The organism is Oerskovia sp. PE-21s (assembly GCF_056158145.1).
Genome location: NZ_JBUXJM010000003.1, coordinates 574398 through 595872, shown reverse-complemented (window position 1 = coordinate 595872; position 21475 = coordinate 574398). Strand labels below are relative to the sequence as shown.

At 72.6% G+C, this 21475-nt stretch carries 18 protein-coding genes; 14 read left to right on the top strand and 4 right to left on the bottom strand.

All coding sequences use genetic code 11. The features are described 5' to 3' along the window. Nucleotides 1-24: 24 nt before the first annotated feature. Nucleotides 25-1653, bottom strand: a complete 1629-nt coding sequence (locus ACZDYF_RS08600; RefSeq protein ID WP_475055452.1) for an ABC transporter substrate-binding protein — start codon at nt 1651-1653, stop codon at nt 25-27. Between the two features lie 94 nt (nt 1654-1747). Between ACZDYF_RS08600 and ACZDYF_RS08595 the strand changes: the two genes are divergently transcribed. Then, on the top strand, nt 1748-2575 hold the full coding sequence (locus tag ACZDYF_RS08595; RefSeq protein ID WP_204809461.1) for a FadR/GntR family transcriptional regulator: 828 nt from the start codon (nt 1748-1750) through the stop codon (nt 2573-2575). Next, a complete protein-coding gene (locus ACZDYF_RS08590) occupies nt 2572-3204 on the top strand; it encodes an SGNH/GDSL hydrolase family protein (RefSeq protein ID WP_475055445.1) in 633 nt (210 codons plus the stop codon). The genes ACZDYF_RS08595 and ACZDYF_RS08590 overlap by 4 nt, the downstream gene beginning before the upstream one ends. A 336-nt stretch (nt 3205-3540) precedes the next feature. Here ACZDYF_RS08590 and ACZDYF_RS08585 read toward each other — a convergent pair whose 3' ends face one another. Continuing rightward, complete coding sequence (locus ACZDYF_RS08585; protein ID WP_204809459.1) at nt 3541-4110, bottom strand: TetR/AcrR family transcriptional regulator; 570 nt, start codon at nt 4108-4110, stop codon at nt 3541-3543. A 191-nt stretch (nt 4111-4301) separates the two neighbouring features. Here ACZDYF_RS08585 and ACZDYF_RS08580 point away from each other — a divergent pair, with 191 nt between their 5' ends. The 7 genes from ACZDYF_RS08580 to ACZDYF_RS08550 all read left to right on the top strand — a co-directional run bounded on the left by ACZDYF_RS08580 (nt 4302) and on the right by ACZDYF_RS08550 (nt 12025). Then, nucleotides 4302-5789, top strand: a complete 1488-nt coding sequence (locus ACZDYF_RS08580; protein WP_475055524.1) for an MFS transporter — start codon at nt 4302-4304, stop codon at nt 5787-5789. A 323-nt stretch (nt 5790-6112) separates the two neighbouring features. Then, nucleotides 6113-6829, top strand: coding sequence for a YceI family protein (locus ACZDYF_RS08575; protein WP_475055440.1), 717 nt, complete (start codon nt 6113-6115; stop codon nt 6827-6829). Between the two features lie 121 nt (nt 6830-6950). Further along, on the top strand, nt 6951-7919 hold the full coding sequence (locus tag ACZDYF_RS08570) for a metal ABC transporter substrate-binding protein (protein ID WP_475055437.1): 969 nt from the start codon (nt 6951-6953) through the stop codon (nt 7917-7919). A 98-nt stretch (nt 7920-8017) separates the two neighbouring features. Beyond that, a complete protein-coding gene (locus tag ACZDYF_RS08565) occupies nt 8018-8872 on the top strand; it encodes a metal ABC transporter ATP-binding protein (RefSeq protein ID WP_475055435.1) in 855 nt (284 codons plus the stop codon). Further along, the gene (locus tag ACZDYF_RS08560; protein ID WP_475055433.1) at nt 8869-9771 is read left to right on the top strand and encodes a metal ABC transporter permease; all 903 of its coding nucleotides are present in this window, start codon (nt 8869-8871) and stop codon (nt 9769-9771) included. Before ACZDYF_RS08565 ends, ACZDYF_RS08560 begins: the two co-directional genes overlap by 4 nt. A 143-nt stretch (nt 9772-9914) precedes the next feature. Beyond that, nucleotides 9915-10619 (top strand): metal-dependent transcriptional regulator, encoded by a 705-nt coding sequence (locus ACZDYF_RS08555; RefSeq protein WP_364072617.1) that lies wholly within the window; start codon nt 9915-9917, stop codon nt 10617-10619. 170 nt (nt 10620-10789) lie between these two features. Next, nucleotides 10790-12025: an MFS transporter gene (locus tag ACZDYF_RS08550; RefSeq protein ID WP_318243605.1), complete on the top strand. Its 1236-nt coding sequence runs from the start codon at nt 10790-10792 to the stop codon at nt 12023-12025. 39 nt (nt 12026-12064) lie between these two features. Here the strand turns inward: ACZDYF_RS08550 and ACZDYF_RS08545 are convergent, their stop codons facing one another. Beyond that, entirely contained in the window at nt 12065-12310 is a 246-nt protein-coding gene (locus ACZDYF_RS08545; protein WP_191788959.1) for a PLDc N-terminal domain-containing protein, read from the bottom strand. Between the two features lie 197 nt (nt 12311-12507). On the opposite strand from ACZDYF_RS08545, the gene ACZDYF_RS08540 reads away from it, so the two are divergent. From ACZDYF_RS08540 to ACZDYF_RS08530, 3 genes are all read left to right on the top strand, one after another. Then, entirely contained in the window at nt 12508-13215 is a 708-nt protein-coding gene (locus tag ACZDYF_RS08540; protein WP_475055430.1) for a vitamin K epoxide reductase family protein, read from the top strand. A 157-nt stretch (nt 13216-13372) separates the two neighbouring features. Beyond that, nucleotides 13373-16318: a leucine--tRNA ligase gene (gene leuS, locus ACZDYF_RS08535; RefSeq protein WP_475055428.1), complete on the top strand. Its 2946-nt coding sequence runs from the start codon at nt 13373-13375 to the stop codon at nt 16316-16318. 444 nt (nt 16319-16762) lie between these two features. After that, the gene (locus tag ACZDYF_RS08530) at nt 16763-17359 is read left to right on the top strand and encodes an endonuclease domain-containing protein (RefSeq protein ID WP_475055425.1); all 597 of its coding nucleotides are present in this window, start codon (nt 16763-16765) and stop codon (nt 17357-17359) included. 76 nt (nt 17360-17435) lie between these two features. On the opposite strand, the gene ACZDYF_RS08525 is transcribed toward ACZDYF_RS08530, so the two are convergent. Further along, a complete protein-coding gene (locus ACZDYF_RS08525; RefSeq protein ID WP_475055423.1) occupies nt 17436-19388 on the bottom strand; it encodes a helicase HerA-like domain-containing protein in 1953 nt (650 codons plus the stop codon). Between the two features lie 83 nt (nt 19389-19471). On the opposite strand from ACZDYF_RS08525, the gene ACZDYF_RS08520 reads away from it, so the two are divergent. Both ACZDYF_RS08520 and ACZDYF_RS08515 read left to right on the top strand, forming a co-directional pair. Then, nucleotides 19472-20326, top strand: coding sequence for a DegV family protein (locus tag ACZDYF_RS08520; protein WP_475055421.1), 855 nt, complete (start codon nt 19472-19474; stop codon nt 20324-20326). Nucleotides 20327-20434: 108 nt separating this feature from the next. Further along, nucleotides 20435-21433, top strand: coding sequence for a helix-hairpin-helix domain-containing protein (locus ACZDYF_RS08515; protein WP_475055419.1), 999 nt, complete (start codon nt 20435-20437; stop codon nt 21431-21433). Nucleotides 21434-21475: the final 42 nt, after the last annotated feature.

Below are 21475 nucleotides of genomic sequence, written 5' to 3'. Positions count from 1 at the left end.
CCCGCCACCCGGAACACGGGGACGTCAGGCGGTGCGGGAGACGTCCAGGAAGGACAGGCCCGTGACGGGGATGGGCTTGAACCCGGTCAGCGCCGAGTCCTCCCAGGCCGTGGGGAGCTTGCGGTGCAGCAGCGGGTACAGCGGGACCTCGTCGGAGAGGATGTCGAAGACCTGGCCCCAGGTCTTCTTCTGCTTGGCCGCGTCCTGCTCGGCGGCACCCTGGTCGAGCAGACGCGTGACCTCCGCGAACTCGGGCGTGCTGGCCCAGCGGTAGCGCTTGACCGGCCACACCGAGCCCGAGTACCACCAGCGGAGCAGCAGGTCGGGGTCGTTGCCGAAGACCGAGGGGTCACCGGGGGCGACCATGACCTCGAGCCCGCCGTCGTCGACCTTCTTGTACTGACCGCCGGACTGGCCGATGTCGAGCGTCGTGGAGATCCCGACCGCGTCGAGGTCCTCCTTGATGAGCGGGGCGATGTCCTTGACCCAGCTCGTGTCGGTCGTCAGGAGGGTGATCGTCAGGCCGCTCACGCCCGCGTCGGCCAGGAGCTTCTTGGCCTTGGCGGGGTCGTGCGAGTAGACCGTCGAGGCCTTGACGTACGACGGGTGCTCCTTGTGCAGGAAGCTGGTCGCCGCGGTCGCGTTGCCGAGCAGGCCCGTGCTGATGATCTTGTCCATGTCGAGCGCGTGGAAGAACGCCTGACGCACGCGCTTGTCGGTGAACGGCGCCTTGGTGCAGTCGAACATCATGAACAGCAGACCGAACGACTGGACGGACTCGACGGTGACGGCGTTCGCGAGGCGGTCGACGTCGAGGTACGGGACGTCCTCGATCGACTGGACGCGGCCCGACTCGACCGCGGTCACGCGAGCGGCGGCGTCCGAGAGCAGGTTCCACGTCATGGCCTTGGCGAGCGCGGGGCGCGAGCCGTTGTAGGCGTCGAAGCGCTCGAACGTGATCTTGTCGTCGACCGTCGCGCTCGTGAGCTTGTACGGGCCCGAGCCCACGGGCAGCGAGTCGTAGGCCTTGGGGTCGGCCTCGACGATCGCCTTCGGGACGATCTTGACGACCGAGACGCGGTCGACGAACAGCCCGAACGGGTAGTTGAGCGTGAAGGTGACCGTCTTGTCGTCCTTGGCGGCGACCGAGGCGAGGAACGGCAGGAACTGGGAGTAGAGCGAGGCGTTCGCCGGGTCCAGGACGCGGTTGAAGCTGAACACCACGTCGTCGGTCGTGACGGGGGAGCCGTCGTGGAACGTCGCGCCGTCGCGCAGCGTGACCTCCCAGGTGGTCTCGTCGATCTTCTTGGGCAGCTCCTTGCCGAGCGCGGCGTAGGGCGTGCGGGCTGCCGGGTCGAGCTCGACGAGGCCCTCGAGGACGTGCCAGTTGGCGGCCATGGTCACGGCGCCGGACGTCGTCATGGGGTCGAAGCCGGTCGACAGGGCGTAGGAGATGCCCGCCTCGATCGTGCCGTCGAGGTTGGGCTTGGCCCCGCCGCCGGCGGCGGGGGTGGTCTGCGGGTCGGCCGAGGTGGACGCGGGTCCGCCGCAGGCGGCGATCGTGCCTGCGATCACCGCTCCTGCGCCGATCACGCCGGCGAGCTTGAGGAAGCTCCGGCGAGAGGTGTCGGTCGCGTTCGTGCTAGTCGCCATCGAGGTAGCCATGAACTCTCCAGATATAGGACGTCTGATGTCTGACGCTGGTAGGGTTGAACCGTAGAGGCAATTTCTGAGGAGGTCAAGGCGCATGACAGCTACCGAGCCCGTGTCACATCTGGGCTTCGGAGGTCAGGGGGTGCGTCCCCCGACGACTACCGAACAGATCAAGGACTACATCCTGCGGGCCCATCTGCGGCCCGGTGATCTGCTGCCGACCGAGGCCGAGCTGTGCTCGCTCCTGGGTGTCAGCCGGTCGAACGTCCGCGAGGCGATCAGGACGCTCGCGGCCCTCGACATCGTCGAGGTGCGGCACGGCTACGGCACCTACGTGGGCCAGCTCTCGCTCAAGCCGCTGGTCGAAGGGCTGGTGTTCCGCGGGGTGCTGATCCCGGGGGACGACTTCTCGGCGCTGCGCGAGGTGGTCGAGGTGCGCCAGGCGCTCGACCTGTCGATGGCCGAGCAGATCGTCACCGAGATGGCCGGCACCTCGAACCCCGACCTCGAGAGCCTCGTCGCCGCGATGGAGCGCAAGGCGCAGAAGGGCGAGGACTTCTTCGAGGAGGACCGCGAGTTCCACTCGCACCTGCTCGCGCACCTCGACAACTTCCTCGTGGCACAGCTCGGCACCGCGTTCTGGGACGTGCACCAGGTGGTCTCGCCGAAGCTGGGGCTGCCCGCCCCCGAGCAGATCGACCTCACCGCGAAGGCGCACGGGGCCATGCTCCGTGCGGCCGAGGCGGGGGACGCCGACGCCTACCGGGAGGCGGTCATCGCGCACTACGCGCCGCTCCAGGACGCGCTGCGCCAGGTGGCGGCCACGGTCGAGGCCGAGCGTGCGGCGTCCGCCGGGGTGAGGGCGCCGCTGGAGCCGTCCGGCGAGCGTCCGGCCGCCGCGGCCGAGGCGGGCACGGCGTGAGCCGCGCGGTGCTGGCCCCGGGGTCGCGAGTCGTCCTGATCGGCGACTCGATCACCGACGCCGGGCGGGTCGCCGAGGGGGAGTTCGGGCTCGGGCACGGCTATGCGGCCCGGGTCGCCGGCGTGTGCGGGCGCCGCGGGATCGAGGTGCTCAACCGTGGCGTGAGCGGTCACCGGGTCGTGGACCTGCAGGCGCGCTGGGACGCGGACGTCCTCGCGCTCGAGCCCGACCTCGTCTCGATCAAGATCGGGATCAACGACACGTGGCGCCGCTACGACGCAGGGGACGCGACGAGCGCCGAGGCGTTCGAGTCCGGCTACCGCGACCTGCTCGACCGGACCCGCGCCGGGGCGCCCCGCGCCGCGATCGTGCTGGTCGAGCCCTTCCTGGTGCCGGTCCGCGCGGAGCAGTGGGGGTGGCGCGAGGACCTGGACCCCAAGATCCAGGTCGTGCGGCGGCTCGCGGCCGAGTACGGGCTGGCGTTCGTGGCGACCGACGGGCCGTTCGCGCAGGCCGTCGCGACGAGCGGGCTGGGGGCCCAGGCCTGGGCGTACGACGGCGTGCACCCCACCCCGGCAGGTCACGACCTGCTGGCGGACGCCTGGACGAGCGTGGTGCGGCTGGGTTGAGGAGGAGCGCGCGGCACGCGACCGGTCGTGTGCACTGCGCAACATCCGCGGGGGCCGGCCTGGCGGAGGCGGGGCCGAGGGGGGACACTGGTCGGTGAGTGTCCCGTGGGCACTCCCTGACCGTCGTCGTCCCGGATGCCCCCACGCTACGGACCGTGGGACCGGGGCGAGGTACGGGATTTCCCCGTACTGCTCGCAGCGCGGGGGGACCGCATGAGGTGTGCGGGAGGTAAGGGGCGCCGGTTGCCACTGGGGGCGGCCGGCGCCTCCCGCACGTCCGGGGCGGGTCGCTGCCCGACGGCGCCGCGCAGGTTCGCGGGTTCCGCGTCGGCGGGCTCAGCCCTGGGTGCGCAGCGCGATCATCTCGTCGATGAGCGCGAGGAGCTCGTCGATCGAGCCGGCCCGGTCCTGGGCCGCGGCCGAGGGAGAGGCGCCGCTCGCGAAGTGCTCGCTGGCCTGGGCGTAGAGCCCGTCACCGATGAGCATGATCGCCCGGGTGACGACGGGGTCGCCGACGACGTCGAGCACCGCGCCGGTCCACGCGTCGTGGGCGTCGTCGAGCGCGGCGCGGGCCTGCGGGTAGCTGCCCTGGGCGAGCCGTGAGACGGCGACGTAGACGAGCTCGAAGCCGCTGTCCGAGTCGGCCGACGTCCGGATGAAGTAGTCGACCGGGCCGGCCGGCCACGAGCGCATGGTCTCGACGTCCGCGGCGGTCAGCTCGCGCAGGAGCCCCATGAGCCCCTCGGCCAGCGCGACCTTGGAGCCGAAGTGGTAGAGCAGGCCGCCCTTGGAGACTCCTGCCTCGGCGGCGACGGCGTCGAGCGTGGCCGCCCGTTCTCCTTGCGTGACGAGAAGGGTGGCGAATGCCTCGAGGACCTTGGCGCGAGCGGCAGGGGGCGGCGGCATCTTGAAAGTGTACCGTCCGGTCGGTTACTGTACCGTCTGGACGGTTGGCAGTCCGGCGCCACAGCGCCGCCCCAGCCGTCCTCGTACGTGAAAGGACTGCTCCCGTGACTCTCGTCCAGGACAACCGGACGCCCCGGGACCCGAACGGCCCCCAGGGCGCTTCGACGCACGCCGCGAGCTCCGGCTCGCCCCTGACCCGCAACCGCCGGTGGATCGCGCTCGCCGTGCTCATGCTCCCCGTGCTGCTCGTCTCGATCGACAACACGGTGCTCACCTTCGCGCTGCCGCAGATCTCCGAGGCGCTGCGCCCCACGGGGACCCAGCTGCTGTGGATGATCGACATCTACCCGCTCGTGCTCGCGGGCCTGCTCGTCTCGATGGGTTCGTTCGCGGACCGCATCGGGCGACGCCGGCTGCTGCTGATCGGCGCCGTCGGCTTCGCCGCGATCTCGGTCGTCGCGGCCTACGCGCCCAGTGCCGAGGCCCTCGTCGCGTCGCGCGCGGGGCTCGGCTTCTTCGGCGCCATGATCATGCCGCCGACCCTCTCGCTGCTGCGCAACATCTTCACCGACCGCGAGGAGCGCCGGCTCGCGATCGCGATCTGGGCCGCGGGCTTCGCGGCCGGCAACGCGATCGGCCCGATCGCGGGCGGGTTCCTGCTCGAGCACTCGTGGTGGGGCTCGGTCTTCCTGCTCGCGGTCCCCGTGCTGCTGCTCCTGCTGGTCCTCGCGCCGATCTTCGTGCCCGAGTCGAAGGACGCGAACCCGGGCCGGGTCGACGTCCTGTCGATCGCGCTCTCGATGGCGACCATGGCGCCGATCGTGCTCGGCATCAAGACCCTCGCCAAGTCCGGGCCCAGCGCGCTCGCCGTGGGTGCGCTCGTCCTCGGGGTCGTCGCCGGGTGGGCGTTCGTGCGGCGCCAGCTCGGGCGCCCCGACCCCATGATCGACGTCCGCCTGTTCCGCCGGGGGGAGTTCTCCGGTGCGGTCGTGATCAACCTCCTGTCGGTGTTCTCGCTCGTGGGCTTCCTGTTCTTCGTGTCGCAGGACGTCCAGCTCGTGCTCGGGCTGAGCCCCATGAAGGCCGGCTACGCGCTGCTGCCGGGGCTGGCCGCGATGATCGTCGCGGGCCTGCTCGTCGTGCGGGTCGTGCGCCGGGTGCGTCCGTCGTACGTGGTCGCGGTCGCGCTGCTGTTCGCCGCGGCGGGCTACGCGATCGTCGCGCTGAGCGCGGGCGCGAGCACGCTCATGGTGCTCGTCGTCGCGTTCGTGGTCCTCGCGATCGGGATCGGCGCTGCCGAGACCGTCTCGAACGACCTGATCGTCTCGGCCGTCCCGGCGGACAAGGCCGGTGCGGCCTCGGCGATCTCCGAGACCGCGTACGAGGTCGGCGCCGTGCTGGGCACGGCCGTCCTCGGGAGCATCCTCACGGCGTCCTACCATCGCAACGTCGTCGTGCCCGACGGGGTGCCCGCCGCGGACGCGACCGCGGCCGCCGAGACGCTCGGCGGCGCGACGCAGGTCGCCGAGACCCTGCCCACGGATCAGGCCCAGGGCCTGCTGGCCTCGGCTCACGAGGCCTTCGGCAGCGGCGTGGGGACCACGTCGTGGATCGGCTTCGGGCTCATGCTCGTGGCGGCCACGATCGCCCTCGTGGCGCTGCGCTCCGCACGGGCGTGAGAGCTCGCGCCGGACATTCACCCGGGTGCCTCCGGGCGTGCCCGCTGGCACCCGGGTGATCGATCGGGAAGTGTGAGAGGTGATGAGCCGTCCACGCAGCACCCCGTCCCACGAGGCCCGGCACGCACCGGTCGGGTCCGCGGGTGCTGGCGTGTCCGCGGCCGGACGTCCTGAGGTCGAGGTGCGTCGGGTCGTGCGGGCGGCAGGCGTGGGGCCCGCGCGGAGAGCGAAGCGGTGAGGGACCCGTGAGCGAACGTGCCGGACCCGGTGAATCGGACCCCGGTGGTCCGGAGGGCGGGCCGCGGCGCGGCAGAATACGGGGCATGAGCAGAGGTGCCCGGTGGATCCTCGTCGCGGTCGTCGCGGCGTTGGTGATCGTGCTCGCCGGGCCGTACGTCGTGACCCGCATCTCGGCGGGCAACCCGCCCCCTCCGCTCGGTCTCCAGACCCCCGGAGAGAGCGCCCTGCCCTCCGAGTCGCCCGACCCCGGACCGTTCGACCCGGACGGCACGTGGGTCGTGAGCCCGGGCTCGCAGGCGGGATACCGGGTCGACGAGGTCCTCAGCGGCGAGAAGGGGACGGTCGTGGGCCGTACCGAGGCGGTCGGTGGTTCGATCGTGGTCACCGACGGCGAGCTCGTCCGGGCCGATGTCACGGTGGACACGGCGTCGATCGCGAGCGACAGCGTGGTGCGCGACGACGCGTTCCGGCGCCTCCTCGAGACCGACGTGTTCCCCAACGCGGTGTTCATCCTCACCGAACCGGTCGACCTCACGGGGATCGAGGACCGGGCCGAGCCCCTGACGGTCAAGGCGCGGGGCACCCTGACGATCCGGGACGTGACCGAACCCGTGAACGTGACGCTCGAGGCGCGGCGCTCGGGCGACGGGGTGCAGGTCACCGGGGCCATCCCGGTGACGTTCGCCGACTTCGGCGTGCACGTGCCCGAGCTGCCGTTCGTGACCCTCGACCCGTCGGGGACGGTCGAGATGCTGCTCCGGCTCGAACGCGGCGCGCCCGCGCAGACGCCCGCGCCCTGAGCCTGCGCGGTCCAGGAGGTCCGGGGCCGTTCGACGGCTGCGGGGAGCGTCCGACGCCGAGATCTCGTGTGTGCCCCCGGTCGTGCTCGACGGGACAGGGTGCACGTGGTTAAAGTTCGGTATGCCGAACTTTCGACTTCGCACAGGGGTTAAACCCGTCCTCGGAGGCCTCGCCGCACTGCTCCTCGTCGCGGGCTGCACGGGTGAGCCCTCCTCGGGGGACCCCCTGCCGGGTGACGCCGCCGTCGCGGAGGCGAGCGACGGCGTCGGGCCGCTGCGGGCCCTGACCACCTTCACCGTGCTGGCCGACATGGCCCGCGAGGTCGGCGGCGACCACGTCGAGGTCGCGTCCCTGACCAAGGTGGGCGCCGAGATCCACGGCTACGAGCCCACGCCCGCGGACCTGCGCCGCGCCGCGAGCGCGGACCTGGTCCTGGACAACGGGCTCGGGCTCGAGAAGTGGTTCGAGCCCTTCGTCGCGCGCCTCGACGCCCCGCACGTCACGGTCTCCGACGGGGTCGACGTGATCGAGATCGGATCGGGGGCGTACGACGGGCGCCCCAACCCGCACGCCTGGATGTCGCCCGTCAACGGCGCGATCTACGCGCGCAACATCGGCGAGGCGTTCGCGGCGGCGGACCCCGCGAACGCGGCCGACTACCGTGCGAACGCCGCCGAGTACGCCGAGCGCATCGAGGACGTCGGCCGCGAGCTCGCGGCCGAGGTCGACCAGGTCCCGGCCGGCTCCCGCGCGCTCGTCACGTGCGAGGGGGCGTTCTCCTACCTGGCGCGCGACGTCGGGCTCGACGAGAAGTTCCTGTGGCCAGTCAACGCCGACCAGCAGGGCACGCCGCAGCAGGTCGCGCGCGTCATCGACTACGTGCGGGACAACGACGTGCGCGCCGTGTTCTGCGAGACGACGGTCTCGGCCGCGGCCCAGCGGCAGGTCGCGGCCGAGACGGGCGCGACGTACGCGGGCACGCTCTACGTCGACTCGCTGTCCCGGCCCGACGGCGCCGTCCCCACCTACCTCGACCTGCTCACCCACGACGCGCACGTCATCAGCGCGGGGCTGCGGGGCGAGTCGTGACGAGCGCTCGCCGGGCGACCGTGGGGGAGACCCGTGACCCGGCCACCACCCGACCAGATGCCCGACCAGATGCCCGACCCGACGACCTGGAGCCGCACATGGACCCCACGCCAGCCCTCGACGTCCGCGGGCTCACCGTCCGCTACCGCGAGGTCCTCGCGCTCGAGGACGTGGGGCTCTCGCTCGCGCCCGGCACCGTGACCGGGCTGATCGGGGCGAACGGCTCGGGCAAGTCGACGCTGTTCCGGTCCGTCATGGGCATGACGCGCGGGAACGGCGTGACCCAGGCCGGGGACGTGCGGATCTACGGCCGGGACGCGGACGCGGCGCGCAAGGACGGCCTCGTCGGCTACGTGCCGCAGTCCGAGGACGTCGACTGGGCGTTCCCGGTCGACGTGCGCGACGTCGTGACCATGGGCCGCTACGGAGGGCTCGGGCCGACGCGCCGCGCACGGGGCGAGGACCGTCGGGCCGTGGTCGACGCGCTGGAGCGCGTGGGGCTCGCGGACCTCGCGCACCGCCAGATCGGCCGGCTGTCCGGGGGGCAGCGCAAGCGGGTCTTCGTCGCCCGGGCGATCGCCCAGGGCGCGCGGCTGCTGCTGCTCGACGAGCCGTTCGCGGGCGTCGACAAGGTCTCGGAGGCGCAGATCACGGCGGTGCTGCGGAGCCTGGCGGCGGCCGGCTGCGCCGTCCTGGTCTCGACGCACGACCTGTCCTCGCTGCCGGACCTGGTCGACGACGCGATCCTGCTCCAGCGGCGCGTCATCATGACCGGGCCGCCCGACGTGGTGCTGCGCCCTGAGAACCTTGCCCGCACGTTCGGGATCGACCCGCTCGCCGCGACCCGGGGCGAGTCCGGCACGGCCGACGACGGCGCCGTCGGTGCCGTCGGCACCCCGCCCCACCTGCCGGCGCCGCACGGCTCCGCGACGACCGAAGGAGCCGCCCGATGAACCCGCTCGACCTGCTCGCCGCCGCGGGGACGTGGCTCGCCGCGCCCCTCGAGTACGAGTTCGTGCAGCGCGCGCTGCTCGTCGCGGTGGTCGCGAGCATCGTGTGCGCCCTGCTGAGCTGCTGGCTCATCATGATCGGCTGGTCGCTGCTCGGGGACGCGGTCTCGCACGCGGTGCTGCCGGGCGTCGTGCTGTCCTACATCGTCGGGGTGCCGTTCGCGGTGGGTGCGCTCGTGTTCGGGATCGGGGCGGTCGCGCTGATCGGCACGGTCCGGGACACGAGCCGGCTCAAGGAGGACGCGGCGATCGGCGTGGTCTTCACGACGTTGTTCGCGATCGGGATCGTGCTCGTCTCGGTGACCCCGAGCCAGATCGACCTGGGCCACATCCTGTTCGGCAACATGCTCGGCATCACGGACACGGACCTGTGGCAGGTCGTGGTCCTGGGGGCGCTGACGACCGTGGTGCTCGTGCTCAAGCGGCGGGACCTGACGCTGTTCGCGTTCGACCCCGTGCACGCGCACGCGGTCGGCATCTCCCCGAGGCGCCTGTCCGCGCTGCTGCTGGGCTCGCTCGCGCTGACCGTGGTGGTCGCGCTCCAGGCGGTCGGGGTCGTGCTCGTCGTGGCCCTGGTCATCACGCCGGGCGCCACGGCCTACCTCCTGGTCGACCGGATGTCCCGCATGCTCGTGGTCGCGCCGCTCGTCGCGGTGGGCTGCGCGGTCGTCGGGATCTACGCGAGCTACTACCTCGACACCGCGAGCGCCGCGACGATCGTGGTCGCGCAGGGGGTCGTGTTCGCCGTCGCGTACGTGGTGCACCTGGCGCGCCGCCCGCGCGTGGTGCAGACCGCGGGCCCGACGGCGGAGCGTGAGACCGCGGAGCTGGTCACCGGGTGAGGGGGGCGGGGACGGGGTCGGTCGCGTGCGAGCGGTCGGGTGCGGGTGCGCCCCCGGGAGTCCGCGCCTCGGCGCCCGGGACGCGGCGTCCGGCCCGCGGCGCGCCCCGGCCCCGCCCGGGCCTGTGAAATAGAGTGAGCGCCGTGGACCATCCCCTCGACCTGACCTCCGTCGCCCAGGACTACCTCAAGGTGGTGTGGTCGGCGCAGGAGTGGTCCGACGAGCCCGTGACCACGAAGCTGCTCGCGGACCGCCTGGGCGTAGGAGCCTCGACCGTCTCGGAGACCGTGCGCCGGCTGTCCTCGCAGGGCCTGCTCGTGCACGCCCGCTACGGCGCGATCGAGCTCACGGACCTGGGTCGTTCGCACGCGGTCGCGATGGTGCGCCGGCACCGCATCCTCGAGACGTACCTGGTCTCCGAGCTGGGGTACTCGTGGGACGAGGTGCACGACGAGGCCGAGGTCCTGGAGCACGCGGTGTCGGACCTGATGCTCGACCGGATCGACGCCCTGCTCGGCCATCCGACGCGTGACCCGCACGGCGACCCGATCCCGACCGCCGCGGGACACGTCCCGCGCCCGGCGGCGGTCCGGCTCTCGGAGCTCGACCCGGGGGCGTGCGCCGTCGTCGCGCGCATCTCGGACTCGGACCCGGACGTGCTGCGCTACCTCGCGGAGCTGGGCCTGGGGCTCGATGCCGAGGTCTGCGTGCAGGAGCGGCGCGAGTACGCGGGCACCATGTCCATCACGTGGGGGAGCGAGGCGAGCCCCGTGCACCTGGGGCTCCCGGCGGCGTCCCGCGTGTGGGTCGTGCCGCAGGCCCTCGCGGCGGGCCACGCCCCCGTCTAGACTGGCGTTCTTCCCGCATCATGCTGCCGACGGCGTCAGCGAACGGCTCGAATCGATTCGATCCGCAGCTTCCTGCCCGTGAACACCCTCGAAGGGGTCCCGCCTTGACCGTCGACAGCACCAGCGCGCCCGGCCCGACCGACACTCTCGACACGCCCGCCCCGGGCGGCGTGCGACGTCGTCGGGCGGGCGGCGCACGCCGTGGTCCCCGGACGACCGGGCTCGCGCTGCTCGCGCTCGCCGCGGGCGGCTTCACGATCGGCACGACCGAGTTCGCGACCATGGGCCTCCTGCCCGACATCGCCGCAGACCTCGGTGCGACCATCCCGGTCACCGGGCACGCCATCACGGCCTACGCCGTGGGCGTCGTGGTCGGCGCGCCCCTGCTCACCGTGCTCGCCGCGCGCGTCTCGCGCAAGAAGCTGCTGATCGCGCTCATGCTCGCCTACACCCTCGGCAACGTGCTCTCGGCCGCCGCCCCGACCATCGAGTGGCTCATCGCGGGACGCTTCCTCGCAGGCCTGCCGCACGGCGCGTTCTTCGGGGTGGGGGCCGCAGTCGGCGCCGCCGTCGTCGGACCCGGGCGCCGCGGCCATGCCGTGGCCATGATGATGACCGGGCTGACGATCGCGAACGTCGTGGGCGTGCCCCTGTCGACGTTCGCTGGCCAGCAGCTCGGCTGGCGCGCGGCCTTCGTGCTCATCGGCGTCCTGGGCGGCGTCACGCTCGCGGCCCTGTGGCGCTGGGTCCCCGCGGGCGCGGGCGACACCGGGTCGAGCGTGAGCCAGGAGGTCGCCGCGCTGAAGAACGGCCCGCTGTGGATCAGCTTCGTGGGCGGGGCGATCGGCTTCGGCGGCATGTTCGCCGTCTACTCGTACGTCGCGCCCACCATGACCGAGGTCACGGGCCTCTCGCTCGGGGTCGTGCCCGTGGTCCTCGCGATCTTCGGCCTCGGCATGACGCTCGGGACGATCGTCGGCGGACGGCTCGCCGACAAGGACGTCCTGCGGACCGTGTGGATCGGCTTCGGCTCGACGGCCGCAGCCCTCGTCGCCTTCGCGCTCACGGGCCAGAGCCCGGTCCCGGCCGTCGCGTCCCTGTTCCTGCTGGGCGTGACGTCGCAGATCCTCGGCCTCGCGCTCCAGACCCGGCTCATGGACCTCTCGCCCGGCGCCCCGTCGCTGGGGGCAGCTCTGTGCCACTCGGCGCTCAACGTGGGCAACGCCAACGGGGCGTTCCTCGGCGGCCTCGTCATCGCGGCGGGCTGGAGCTACCTCGACCTCGCGTGGACAGGCCTCGCGCTCACGCTCGCCGGGCTAGCGATCATCGCCCTGTTCGGGCGCCAGCGCGTCGTGCACGTCCGGGAGGACGAGCAGGCGGAGCCGTCTCCGGTCGGCACGGCGTGATCCTGCTCGCCCCTCCCGCGCTCACCCGGGGGCGGCGCCTCAGGCGTTGAGGCCCAGCCCCTTGCGCCCCTTCGCGAAGTAGGCGATCGGACCCACCCAGTTCGCCAGCATCGCCACACCCCACGCGATCTTCGGGCCCTCGACCTCGTCGGCGGGCCGCCGGGCCAGGTCGCGGTAACCGGCGACGGTGAGCGTGATCTGCACGAGCGAGAGCACCACCATCACGACCTTCTTGCCGCCGCTGAACTCGCTCCACGACTTCTTGTGCGCCTTCTTGTGCGCCATGAACAACCCCTCCGCTCTCGGTACGACGTCCTGTGCCCACGACGCTACGCGTGCTCCACCCGACACGCGCGGCACGCGTGCTACGGCCTCGTGACGCCGCGCGTACGTGGAGCGTTCAGCCAAGCCCCAGACATCGCCGGTACCTTGGGCCCACCTGTGTGCCGGAAGTGCACGCGCAGACCCTTCAGGAGCGGTTCGTGAGCGAGAGCCCCACCCGTCCTTCCCGCACCGGGCGCACCCCGGGCACCACCGGCGACTCCGCCGACCTCGCCGCGGACGAGGGGCGCGGCCCCCGGGTCCCCGACGTCGACGCGAAGAACCTCACCCCCCGCGCCTTCGGCTGGATCCTCCTGGTCGCGGGCGCCGTCGGGCTGGTCGGCGCCGCCTGGCTCGCGATCGAGCGCTACCTCAAGCTCATCGACCCGAACCACGTCGCGGCCTGCTCGCTCAACCCGTTCCTCGACTGCGGCCCCGCGATGGCGTCCTGGCAGGGGGCGCTCCTCGGGTTCCCCAACCCGTTCCTCGGCGTCGCGGCCTTCCCCGTGGTCATGACGATCGGCGTCGTCGTCCTCACCGGCGCGCGGCTGCCCCGCTGGTTCTGGCTCACCCTGCTCGCCGTCACGACTCTCGCCATGGGCCTCGTCGTCTTCCTGGTGTGGACCAGCCTCTACGTGCTCGTCGTGCTCTGCCCGTTCTGCATGGTCGTGTGGGCCGCGATGCTGCCCATCTTCTGGTTCCAGGTCGTGCACGCCGTCCAGGAGGGGTACCTCAAGGTCTCCGAGGGGGTCCGCCGCGTGATCGTCGACAACAAGGGGACGCTCCTCGCGGTGCTGTACGTCCTCCTCGTGGCCTGGGTCTTCCTCGAGATGGGCCCCACGATCGTCGAGTACCTCCAGACGGTCTGACCGGCACGCCTTCCGACGGCCCCCGTCCGCCCGGGAGGACGGGGGCGGGCGCGCCTCGACGCCGTGGGCGAGCGGCGCCGTCGGGCAGGGGGGGACGTGGGCGTCCAGCCCGCGCCCGCCTGCCGGACGACGCCCCGCCGAACGGTAAACTCGCGGGGTGAGCACGCCTGAGAACCCCGCCCCCGAGAACCCCGCCGAGTCCGTGCACGACGCCCCCGCGTCCTCGCCCGAGACGACCTCCCACCGATACACGCCCGCGCTCGCGCAGGACATCGAGCTCCGGTGGCAGGACGCGTGGGAGCAGCGCGGCACGTTCTGGGCGGCCAACCCCTCGGGACACCTCACCGACGGCGACGGCAAGCACGCCGACGGGCGCTCGCCCTACTTCATCATGGACATGTTCCCGTACCCCTCGGGCGCGGGCCTGCACGTCGGGCACCCGCTCGGGTACATCGCGACCGACGTCGTCGGGCGCTTCCGGCGCATGTGCGGCGACAACGTCCTGCACGCCCTCGGCTACGACGCGTTCGGCCTGCCCGCCGAGCAGTTCGCGGTGCAGACCGGCCAGCACCCGCGCGTCACGACCGAGGCCAACATGGCCAACATGAAGCGCCAGCTGCGCCGCCTGGGCCTGGGGCACGACTCGCGCCGCTCCTTCGCGACGATCGACCCGGAGTACGTCCGCTGGACCCAGTGGATCTTCCTGCAGATCTTCGAGGCCTGGTACGACGAGGACGCCGTGCGTCCCGACGGCGGCACGGGCCGTGCGCGCCCCATCACCGAGCTCGAGGCCGAGTACGCCGCAGGTACGCGGGCCGTCCCCGGCCACCCCGAGGGCACCCGCTGGGCGGACCTCGACCGCGTCGCGCAGCGCGCCGTGATCGACCCGCAGCGCCTGGCCTACGTGTCCGAGTCGCCCGTCAACTGGGCACCCGGACTGGGCACCGTGCTCGCGAACGAGGAGGTCACGTCCGACGGCCGCTCCGAGCGCGGCAACTTCCCCGTCTTCCAGCGCAGCCTGCGCCAGTGGAACATGCGCATCACCGCGTACGCGGACCGCCTGGCCGACGACCTGGACCTCATCGACTGGCCGGAGAAGGTCAAGTCGATGCAGCGCAACTGGATCGGCCGCAGCGAGGGCGCCACCGTGCGCTTCGCGATCGACGGCGTGGGCGCGGCAGGAAACCAGGACGTCGAGGTCTTCACGACGCGCCCCGACACCCTGTTCGGCGCGACGTTCATGGTCGTCTCGCCCGAGCACCCCCTGCTCGACGAGGTCCCCGCCGAGTGGCCCGACGGCACGCGTGACGTGTGGACCGGCGGGCACGCGACCCCGATCGACGCCGTCGCCGCCTACCGCAAGGAGGCCGCGGCCAAGACCGCGGTCGAGCGCCAGGCCGACGCGGGCAAGAAGACCGGCGTGTTCACGGGCCACCTGGCCGTGAACCCCGTCAACGGCACGCTCATCCCCGTGTTCACGGCCGACTACGTCCTCATGGGCTACGGCACGGGCGCCATCATGGCCGTCCCCGGCGGCGACGAGCGCGACCACGCGTTCGCCGAGGCCTTCGAGCTGCCCGTGATCCGCACGGTCGCGGCCCCCGAGGACCACGAGGGCGCCTGGACCGGCGACGGCGAGATCGTCAACTCGTCCAACGACGAGATCTCGCTCGACGGCCTCAGCGTGCCCGACGCCAAGCGCGCCATGATCGAGTGGCTCGAGGCCAGGAACATCGGCACCGGCACCATCACCTACCGCCTGCGCGACTGGCTCTTCAGCCGCCAGCGCTACTGGGGCGAGCCGTTCCCCATCGTCTACGACGAGAACGACCAGCCCATCGCGCTGCCCGACTCGCTGCTGCCCGTCAACCTGCCCGAGGTCCCCGACTACTCGCCGCGCACCTACGAGCCCGACGACGCCGACTCCTCGCCCGAGCCGCCGCTGGGCCGCAACGAGGACTGGGTCAACGTCACGCTCGACCTGGGCGACGGTCCCAAGACCTACCGCCGCGACACCAACACCATGCCCAACTGGGCCGGGTCCTGCTGGTACTACCTGCGCTACCTCGACCCCGCGGACACCGAGCACATGGCCTCGCCCGAGCTCGAGAAGTACTGGACCGGCCCCGGCCACAACGCCACGGCCGGTCCCGCGGGTGGCGTCGACCTGTACGTGGGCGGCGTCGAGCACGCCGTGCTGCACCTGCTGTACGCGCGCTTCTGGCACAAGGTCCTCCTGGACCTCGGGCACGTGACCAGCACCGAGCCGTTCCACAAGCTCTTCAACCAGGGCTACGTGCAGGCCTACGCCTACACCGACGCGCGAGGGGCGTACGTGCCGGCGGAGGAAGTCGAGGGGGACGAGCAGCAGGGCTTCACCTGGAAGGGCGAGCCCGTCAACCGCGAGTACGGGAAGATGGGCAAGTCGCTCAAGAACGTCGTGACGCCCGACGACATGTACGAGGCCTACGGCGCCGACACGTTCCGCGTGTACGAGATGTCCATGGGACCGCTCGACCTGTCACGCCCCTGGGACACGCGCGCCGTCGTCGGCTCGCAGCGGTTCCTGCAGCGGCTGTGGCGCAACGTGGTCAGCGAGGACACGGGGGAGACCACGGTCTCCGACGAGCCCGCCGAGGTCGCGACCCTGCGCCTGGTCCACCGGACCATCGCGGACGTGCGCGTCGAGATGGAGCACATGCGCTCCAACACGGCGATCGCCAAGCTCATCGCGCTCAACAACCACCTCACGGGCCTGGACCGCGTGCCGCGCGAGGTGATCGAGCCGCTGATCCTCATGGTCGCGCCCATCGCGCCGCACATCGCGGAGGAGCTGTGGTCGCGGCTCGGGCACTCGCAGTCGCTCGCGCACGAGCCCTTCCCGGTCGCGCTCGACGAGTACCTGGTCGAGGACACCGTGACGTGCGTCGTGCAGGTCCAGGGCAAGGTGCGCAGCCGGCTCGAGGTCCCGCCGTCGATCGGTGACGACGAGCTGCGTGAACTGGCCCTGGCCGACGCGAACGTCCAGCGCACGCTCGACGGGCGGGGGATCCGCACGGTGATCGTCCGCGCGCCGAAGCTGGTGAACGTGGTCCCTGCCTGACATTTCTGTCGAGTGCGTGATTCGGCTGCGACTCGCCCGGCGTGTCGCAGCCGAATCACGCACTCGACGGCATGTTGTCCACAGATTCGTCGGCTCACCACTATGGCGCCGCCGATCGGCGCATCGTGGCCGCATGACGAACCCTCAGATGCCATCGGTCGTGCTCCGCTCGCGGGACGCAGCGAGGCATGGGCTGACACGCCACGACCTGGGCCGGCCCTGGTGGGAGGCGCCGATCCGCGGAGTGCGCGTGCCGACCGGCAGTGTCGACACTGTCGCCGCCCGGTGCCGCGCCGCTCTGGAGATCTTGCCGCCGTCCGCCGCGTTCAGCCACGTCACATCGCTCAGGTTGCTCGGGATCGAGGTGCCTGGCGGTTGGACCGTGGATCCGCCGGAGGTCACGAGACGCCAGAACGCCTGCATGTCGTCGTTCCGCGCCGGGACGTGCGGCCGCAGAGGAAGGACATCGTCGCCCACGCGTGCAACCAGCCGGCGCTCGCGGTCTTCACGTGGCACGGCCTCCCGGTCACGACACCCGCGCAGACCTGGCTCCACCTCTCTGACGGGCTCAGCGTGACCGATCTCGTGGTGCTGGGGGACTCCATGACTCGCCGGAAGAACCCTGCGACGACCGTCGAGAAGCTGCGCGACCTGCTCGCCGCGACGCACCGGATGCGAGGGATAGTCAGTGCGCGTGCGGCGATCGAGCACGTCGTCGCTGGGACCGATTCCTCGATGGAGTCCCGGACGCGGATGATCCTCGTGGAAGCGGGACTGCCCTGTCCGCACGTCAACGTGCCGGCGGTCGACCCGTCGGGGGCGTTCCTGGCGCTGCCCGACATGTCCTACCCGGCGCTCCGGATCGCGATCGAGTACGACGGCGACGTCCACCGGACCGATCCGGCCACCTGGCGACGAGACGTCGAGCGTCGGCAGCGCCTCGAAGAGGCTGGCTGGCTGATCATCACGGTCACCGCGGACGACGTGATCCGACATCCTGAGCGGCTGATCCGCCGTGTACAGGCGGCTCTGGCTCGTTGAGTGCGTGATTCGGCTGCGACACGCCCGGCGAGTCGCAGCCGAATCACGCACTCAGCGCCGGCGCGTCGGCCGCCGTCTAGCGACGGCGGGTTCCGAACACCGTTCGCGTGATCTCCCGGCCGAGCTGCGTCGCCATCGAGCCCAGGAGCTTGTCGAGGCCCGAGGACGCGGTCGACCTGCGGGCCGCGCCGGACCTGGACCCGCCGGCTGAGCCGCCTCCCGAGCCGCCGGCTGAGCCGCCCCCCGCGCGGGCTGCGTCCCGTTCGAGCTTGGCGCGCATCTTCTCGAGCTCGTCGGCCTGCTTCTTGGCTGCCTTCTCGGCCTCCTTCTGGGCGGCCTCCTGCTCCTTGGCGAGCTTCTCGGCGAGCTCCGCCTGCTCGGCCGCGGCCTGCTGTGCGGCGATCCGCGCGGTGAGGAGCTCGTAGGCCGACTCGTTGTCGACCGCCACGGCGTACCGCGCGGCGAGCCGGGAGCCCGCGACGATCCCGTCGATCACGGTCTCCGGTGCGGGCTCCATCGACGACTGGGGCGCGCGGACCCGCGTCCACGCGACCGGTGTCGGGGCGCCCTTCTCGGTCAGCACCGTGACCACGGCCTCGCCCGTCCCGAGCGACTGCAGGAGCTGTTCCAGGTCGTAGGGGGACCGCGGGAACGTCCGCACGGCCGCGCGCAGGGCCGCGGCGTCGTCGGGCGTGAAGGCGCGCAGCGCGTGCTGGACCCGGTTGCCGAGCTGGGCCAGGACGTCGGCCGGCACGTCCTTGGGGCTCTGCGTCACGAAGAACACGCCCACGCCCTTGGACCGGATGAGGCGCACGGTCTGCACGACCTGCGCCACGAACTCCTTGGTCGCGCCCGTGAACAGCAGGTGCGCCTCGTCGAAGAAGAACACGAGCCGGGGCTTGTCGAGGTCGCCGACCTCGGGCAGGTCCTGGTACAGGTCGGCGAGCAGCCACATGAGGAAGGACGAGAACAGTGCGGGCCGGTCCTGGACGGCGGGCAGCTCGAGCGCCGAGATGGTGCCGCGCCCGTCGGCCGCGACACGCAGCAGCTCGGTCGTGTCGAACGCGGGCTCGCCGAAGAACACGTCCGCTCCTTGCGCCTGGAGCGTCACGATCTCGCGCAGGACGACCCCGGCCGTGGCCGCGGACAGCCCGCCGATGCCCTTGAGCTCGACCTTGCCGTCGTCCGAGATGAGGTACGCGATGGTCGACTGCAGGTCCTTGAGGTCGAGCAGCGCGAGGCCCTGCGTGTCGGCCCAGTGGAAGATCAGGCCGAGGCTCGACTCCTGCGTGTCGTTGAGCCCCAGCACCTTGGACAGCAGCAGCGGCCCGAAGTCGCTCACGGTCGTCCGGATCGGGATGCCCTTGCCGAGCCCGCCGAGCGAGTAGAACTCGACCGGGTAGGTGGTCGGCTCCCAGTCCTGCACGATGCTCGCGGTGCGCTCGAGGATCTTCTCGCCGCTCGCGCCGGGCACCGCGAGCCCCGACAGGTCGCCCTTGATGTCGGCGACGAACGTCGGCACGCCCGCGTCTGAGAGTCCCTCGGCCATGCCCTGCAGCGTCTTGGTCTTGCCCGTCCCGGTGGCCCCGGCGACGAGCCCGTGCCGGTTGAGCATCGCGAGCGAGAACCCGACCTGGACGTCGGCGCGCGGCAGGGGATCGCCGGGGGCCTCGGGGGCTTCGAGCAGCGCGCCGAGCGCGAGCGTCGCACCCCGGTAGGCGTAGCCCGCGGCGACCTCGGCGGGGTAGCCGTCCAGGGGGCCCGACGGCGGAGCCTGCGTCGCAGGTGCGGCTGCCGGGGCGGTGGTGGCCGGGTCGGGCGTGCCTGACGGCGACGCGTCGGCGGGCGCGTCTTCGCCAGGCTCGGCGGGGGAGCCTGCGCCGGTGGACCCGGCTGCTGCGGCCTCGGCAGCCTCGAGCGCGGCCTGCGCGGCGGCGGCCTTGGCCTCGGCCGCCTCGGCGGCCGCCTGCGCGGCGGCGGCCTTGAGCGCGGCGAGCTCTGCGGGCGAGGGGGCTGCGTCGTCGGGCATGTCTCGGATCCTAGGGCGGTGCTCCGGTGAGCGCGCGGCGCAGGATGCGACGTCCTGCGCGTGCCACGTAAGGTGTCCCGGAGATGAGTCCTGCCAAGCACCCGGCCGTCCACGTCGTCACGGACTCGACCGCCTCCCTCCCCTCCGGTGACCACCCGGCGCTGTCCGCGGTGCCCTTGCACGTGCTGGCCGGGGACGAGGTGTTCCTCGAGGGCGTCGACGTGTCGCCCGACGACGTCGCGCACCGGATCGGCGCGGGCGAGCGGGTGACGACGTCGCAGCCGACGCCGCACGCCCTGGTCACCGCCTACGAGGCGGCGGCTCGGGCCGGTGCGCGGTCGATCGTCTCGGTCCACCTGTCGGGCGACCTGTCGGGCACGGTGCATGCGGCCGCGCTCGCGGCGACGCGCTCCCCGGTGCCGGTACGGGTCGTGGACTCGCGGACCGTCGCGATGGGCCTCGGGTTCGCGGCGCTCGCGGCGGCCGACGTCGCGGCGGCCGGCGGGACGGTGGACGAGGTGGCGCGGCGAGCGATCGCGGTCGCGGACTCGAGCCGCGCGATCTTCATGGTCGACTCGCTCGACCACCTGCGCCGCGGTGGCCGCCTGGGCGTGGCGGCCGCGACGCTCGGGACGGTGCTCGGGGTACGGCCGCTGCTCGCGGTGCGTGACGGTCGCATCGAGGTGATCCAGAAGGTCCGGACACGGGGTGCTGCGGTCGACCGGCTGATCCAGGTGGCGGTCGACTCGGTCGAGCGTCGGGGTGAGCCCGAGCTCGCGGTGCACTACCTGGGCGACGACGGCGCGGCGAGGGACGTGGCGGACCGGCTGTGGGACGAGACCGGGGTGCGGGCTGCGGTCACGCCCGTGAGCGCGGTCGTCGGGGCGCACGCAGGCCCGGGTGTGCTGGCGATCGTCGTGGCGGACCGCGCGCCGTAGGTCGTTCCTCGGGAGCTGGCCGTGCACAGGTCTGCCTGCGGTGCGTGGCGTCCACAGCACCGTCCTGCTGGCCCGCGGGCGGTGTGTCCACGCGCCTAGCGTGCCCGCGTGACCTTCTCCCGGACGCGCCCACCGACCGCCGACGACGACCTGCCCCGCCCCGGCGGAGCGGACCGGCTGCGGCGGCTGCGCAGCGTCGACCCGACCCTCGACCCGGTGTCGAGCGACGACGTCCTTCAGCACTCGCCCTCACGTCCAGGATCGACCTCAGAGGCCGACGAAGGCCAGCCGGACGAGCCGGAGCCCCGGCGCCACCCCCTGTCCGCGGTCGCGGAGGCGTACACGGCGGCCAACGGTCACCCGACGTTGCACTCGGGGTTCGAGCACGTGCCCGACGGCGGTCCGCGCCGCTGGTCCGTCGGGGCGCGGACGGCGGTGGTCGCCGCGGTCGCGGTGCTCCTGCTCGCGGTGGGCGTGGGAGCGCGGGTGCTCGCCGACGGCGACGACCTGCGACCCGTGGCGGCCCTCGGTGACGAGGCCGCAGTCCCGGTGGAGGGTGTCGGCGAGCCGGGAGGCGGCAGCGACGATTCCACCGCACCGGGAGACGAGGAGGGGACCGCCCCCGGAAGCGGCGCCGGGGCCGGGACCGGGACCGGCGTCGAGGCGCCCGCGGTGAGCGACGTCGTCGTGCACGTGGTCGGCGCCGTGGCCGCGCCCGGGCTCGTGACGGTACCCGAGGGGTCACGCGTGGCGGACGCGCTCACCGCGGCCGGGGACGCCACGCCGGACGCCGACCTTGCGGGGGTCAACCTGGCGCGCGAGGTCGTCGACGGCGAGCAGATCGTCGTGCCGAGGCCGGGGGAGGTCGTTGCCGCTGCCCCCCGGCCCGCGCCGGGAGGCGACGGCCAGTCGACGGGACCGCTCGACCTCAACACCGCCGACGAGGGCGCGCTCGACGGACTGTCCGGGATCGGCCCTGTGCTCGCGGCGCGCATCGTCGAGTGGCGCGAGGCGAACGGCCCGTTCACGACGGTCGAGGAGCTGGGGGAGGTGAGCGGGATCGGAGACGCGCTGCTCGCGAGGCTGCGCGACCAGGTGCGTGTCTGAGGCGCGGCGCGACGTGTCGGTCCCAGCGCGGCCCCCTCGGGC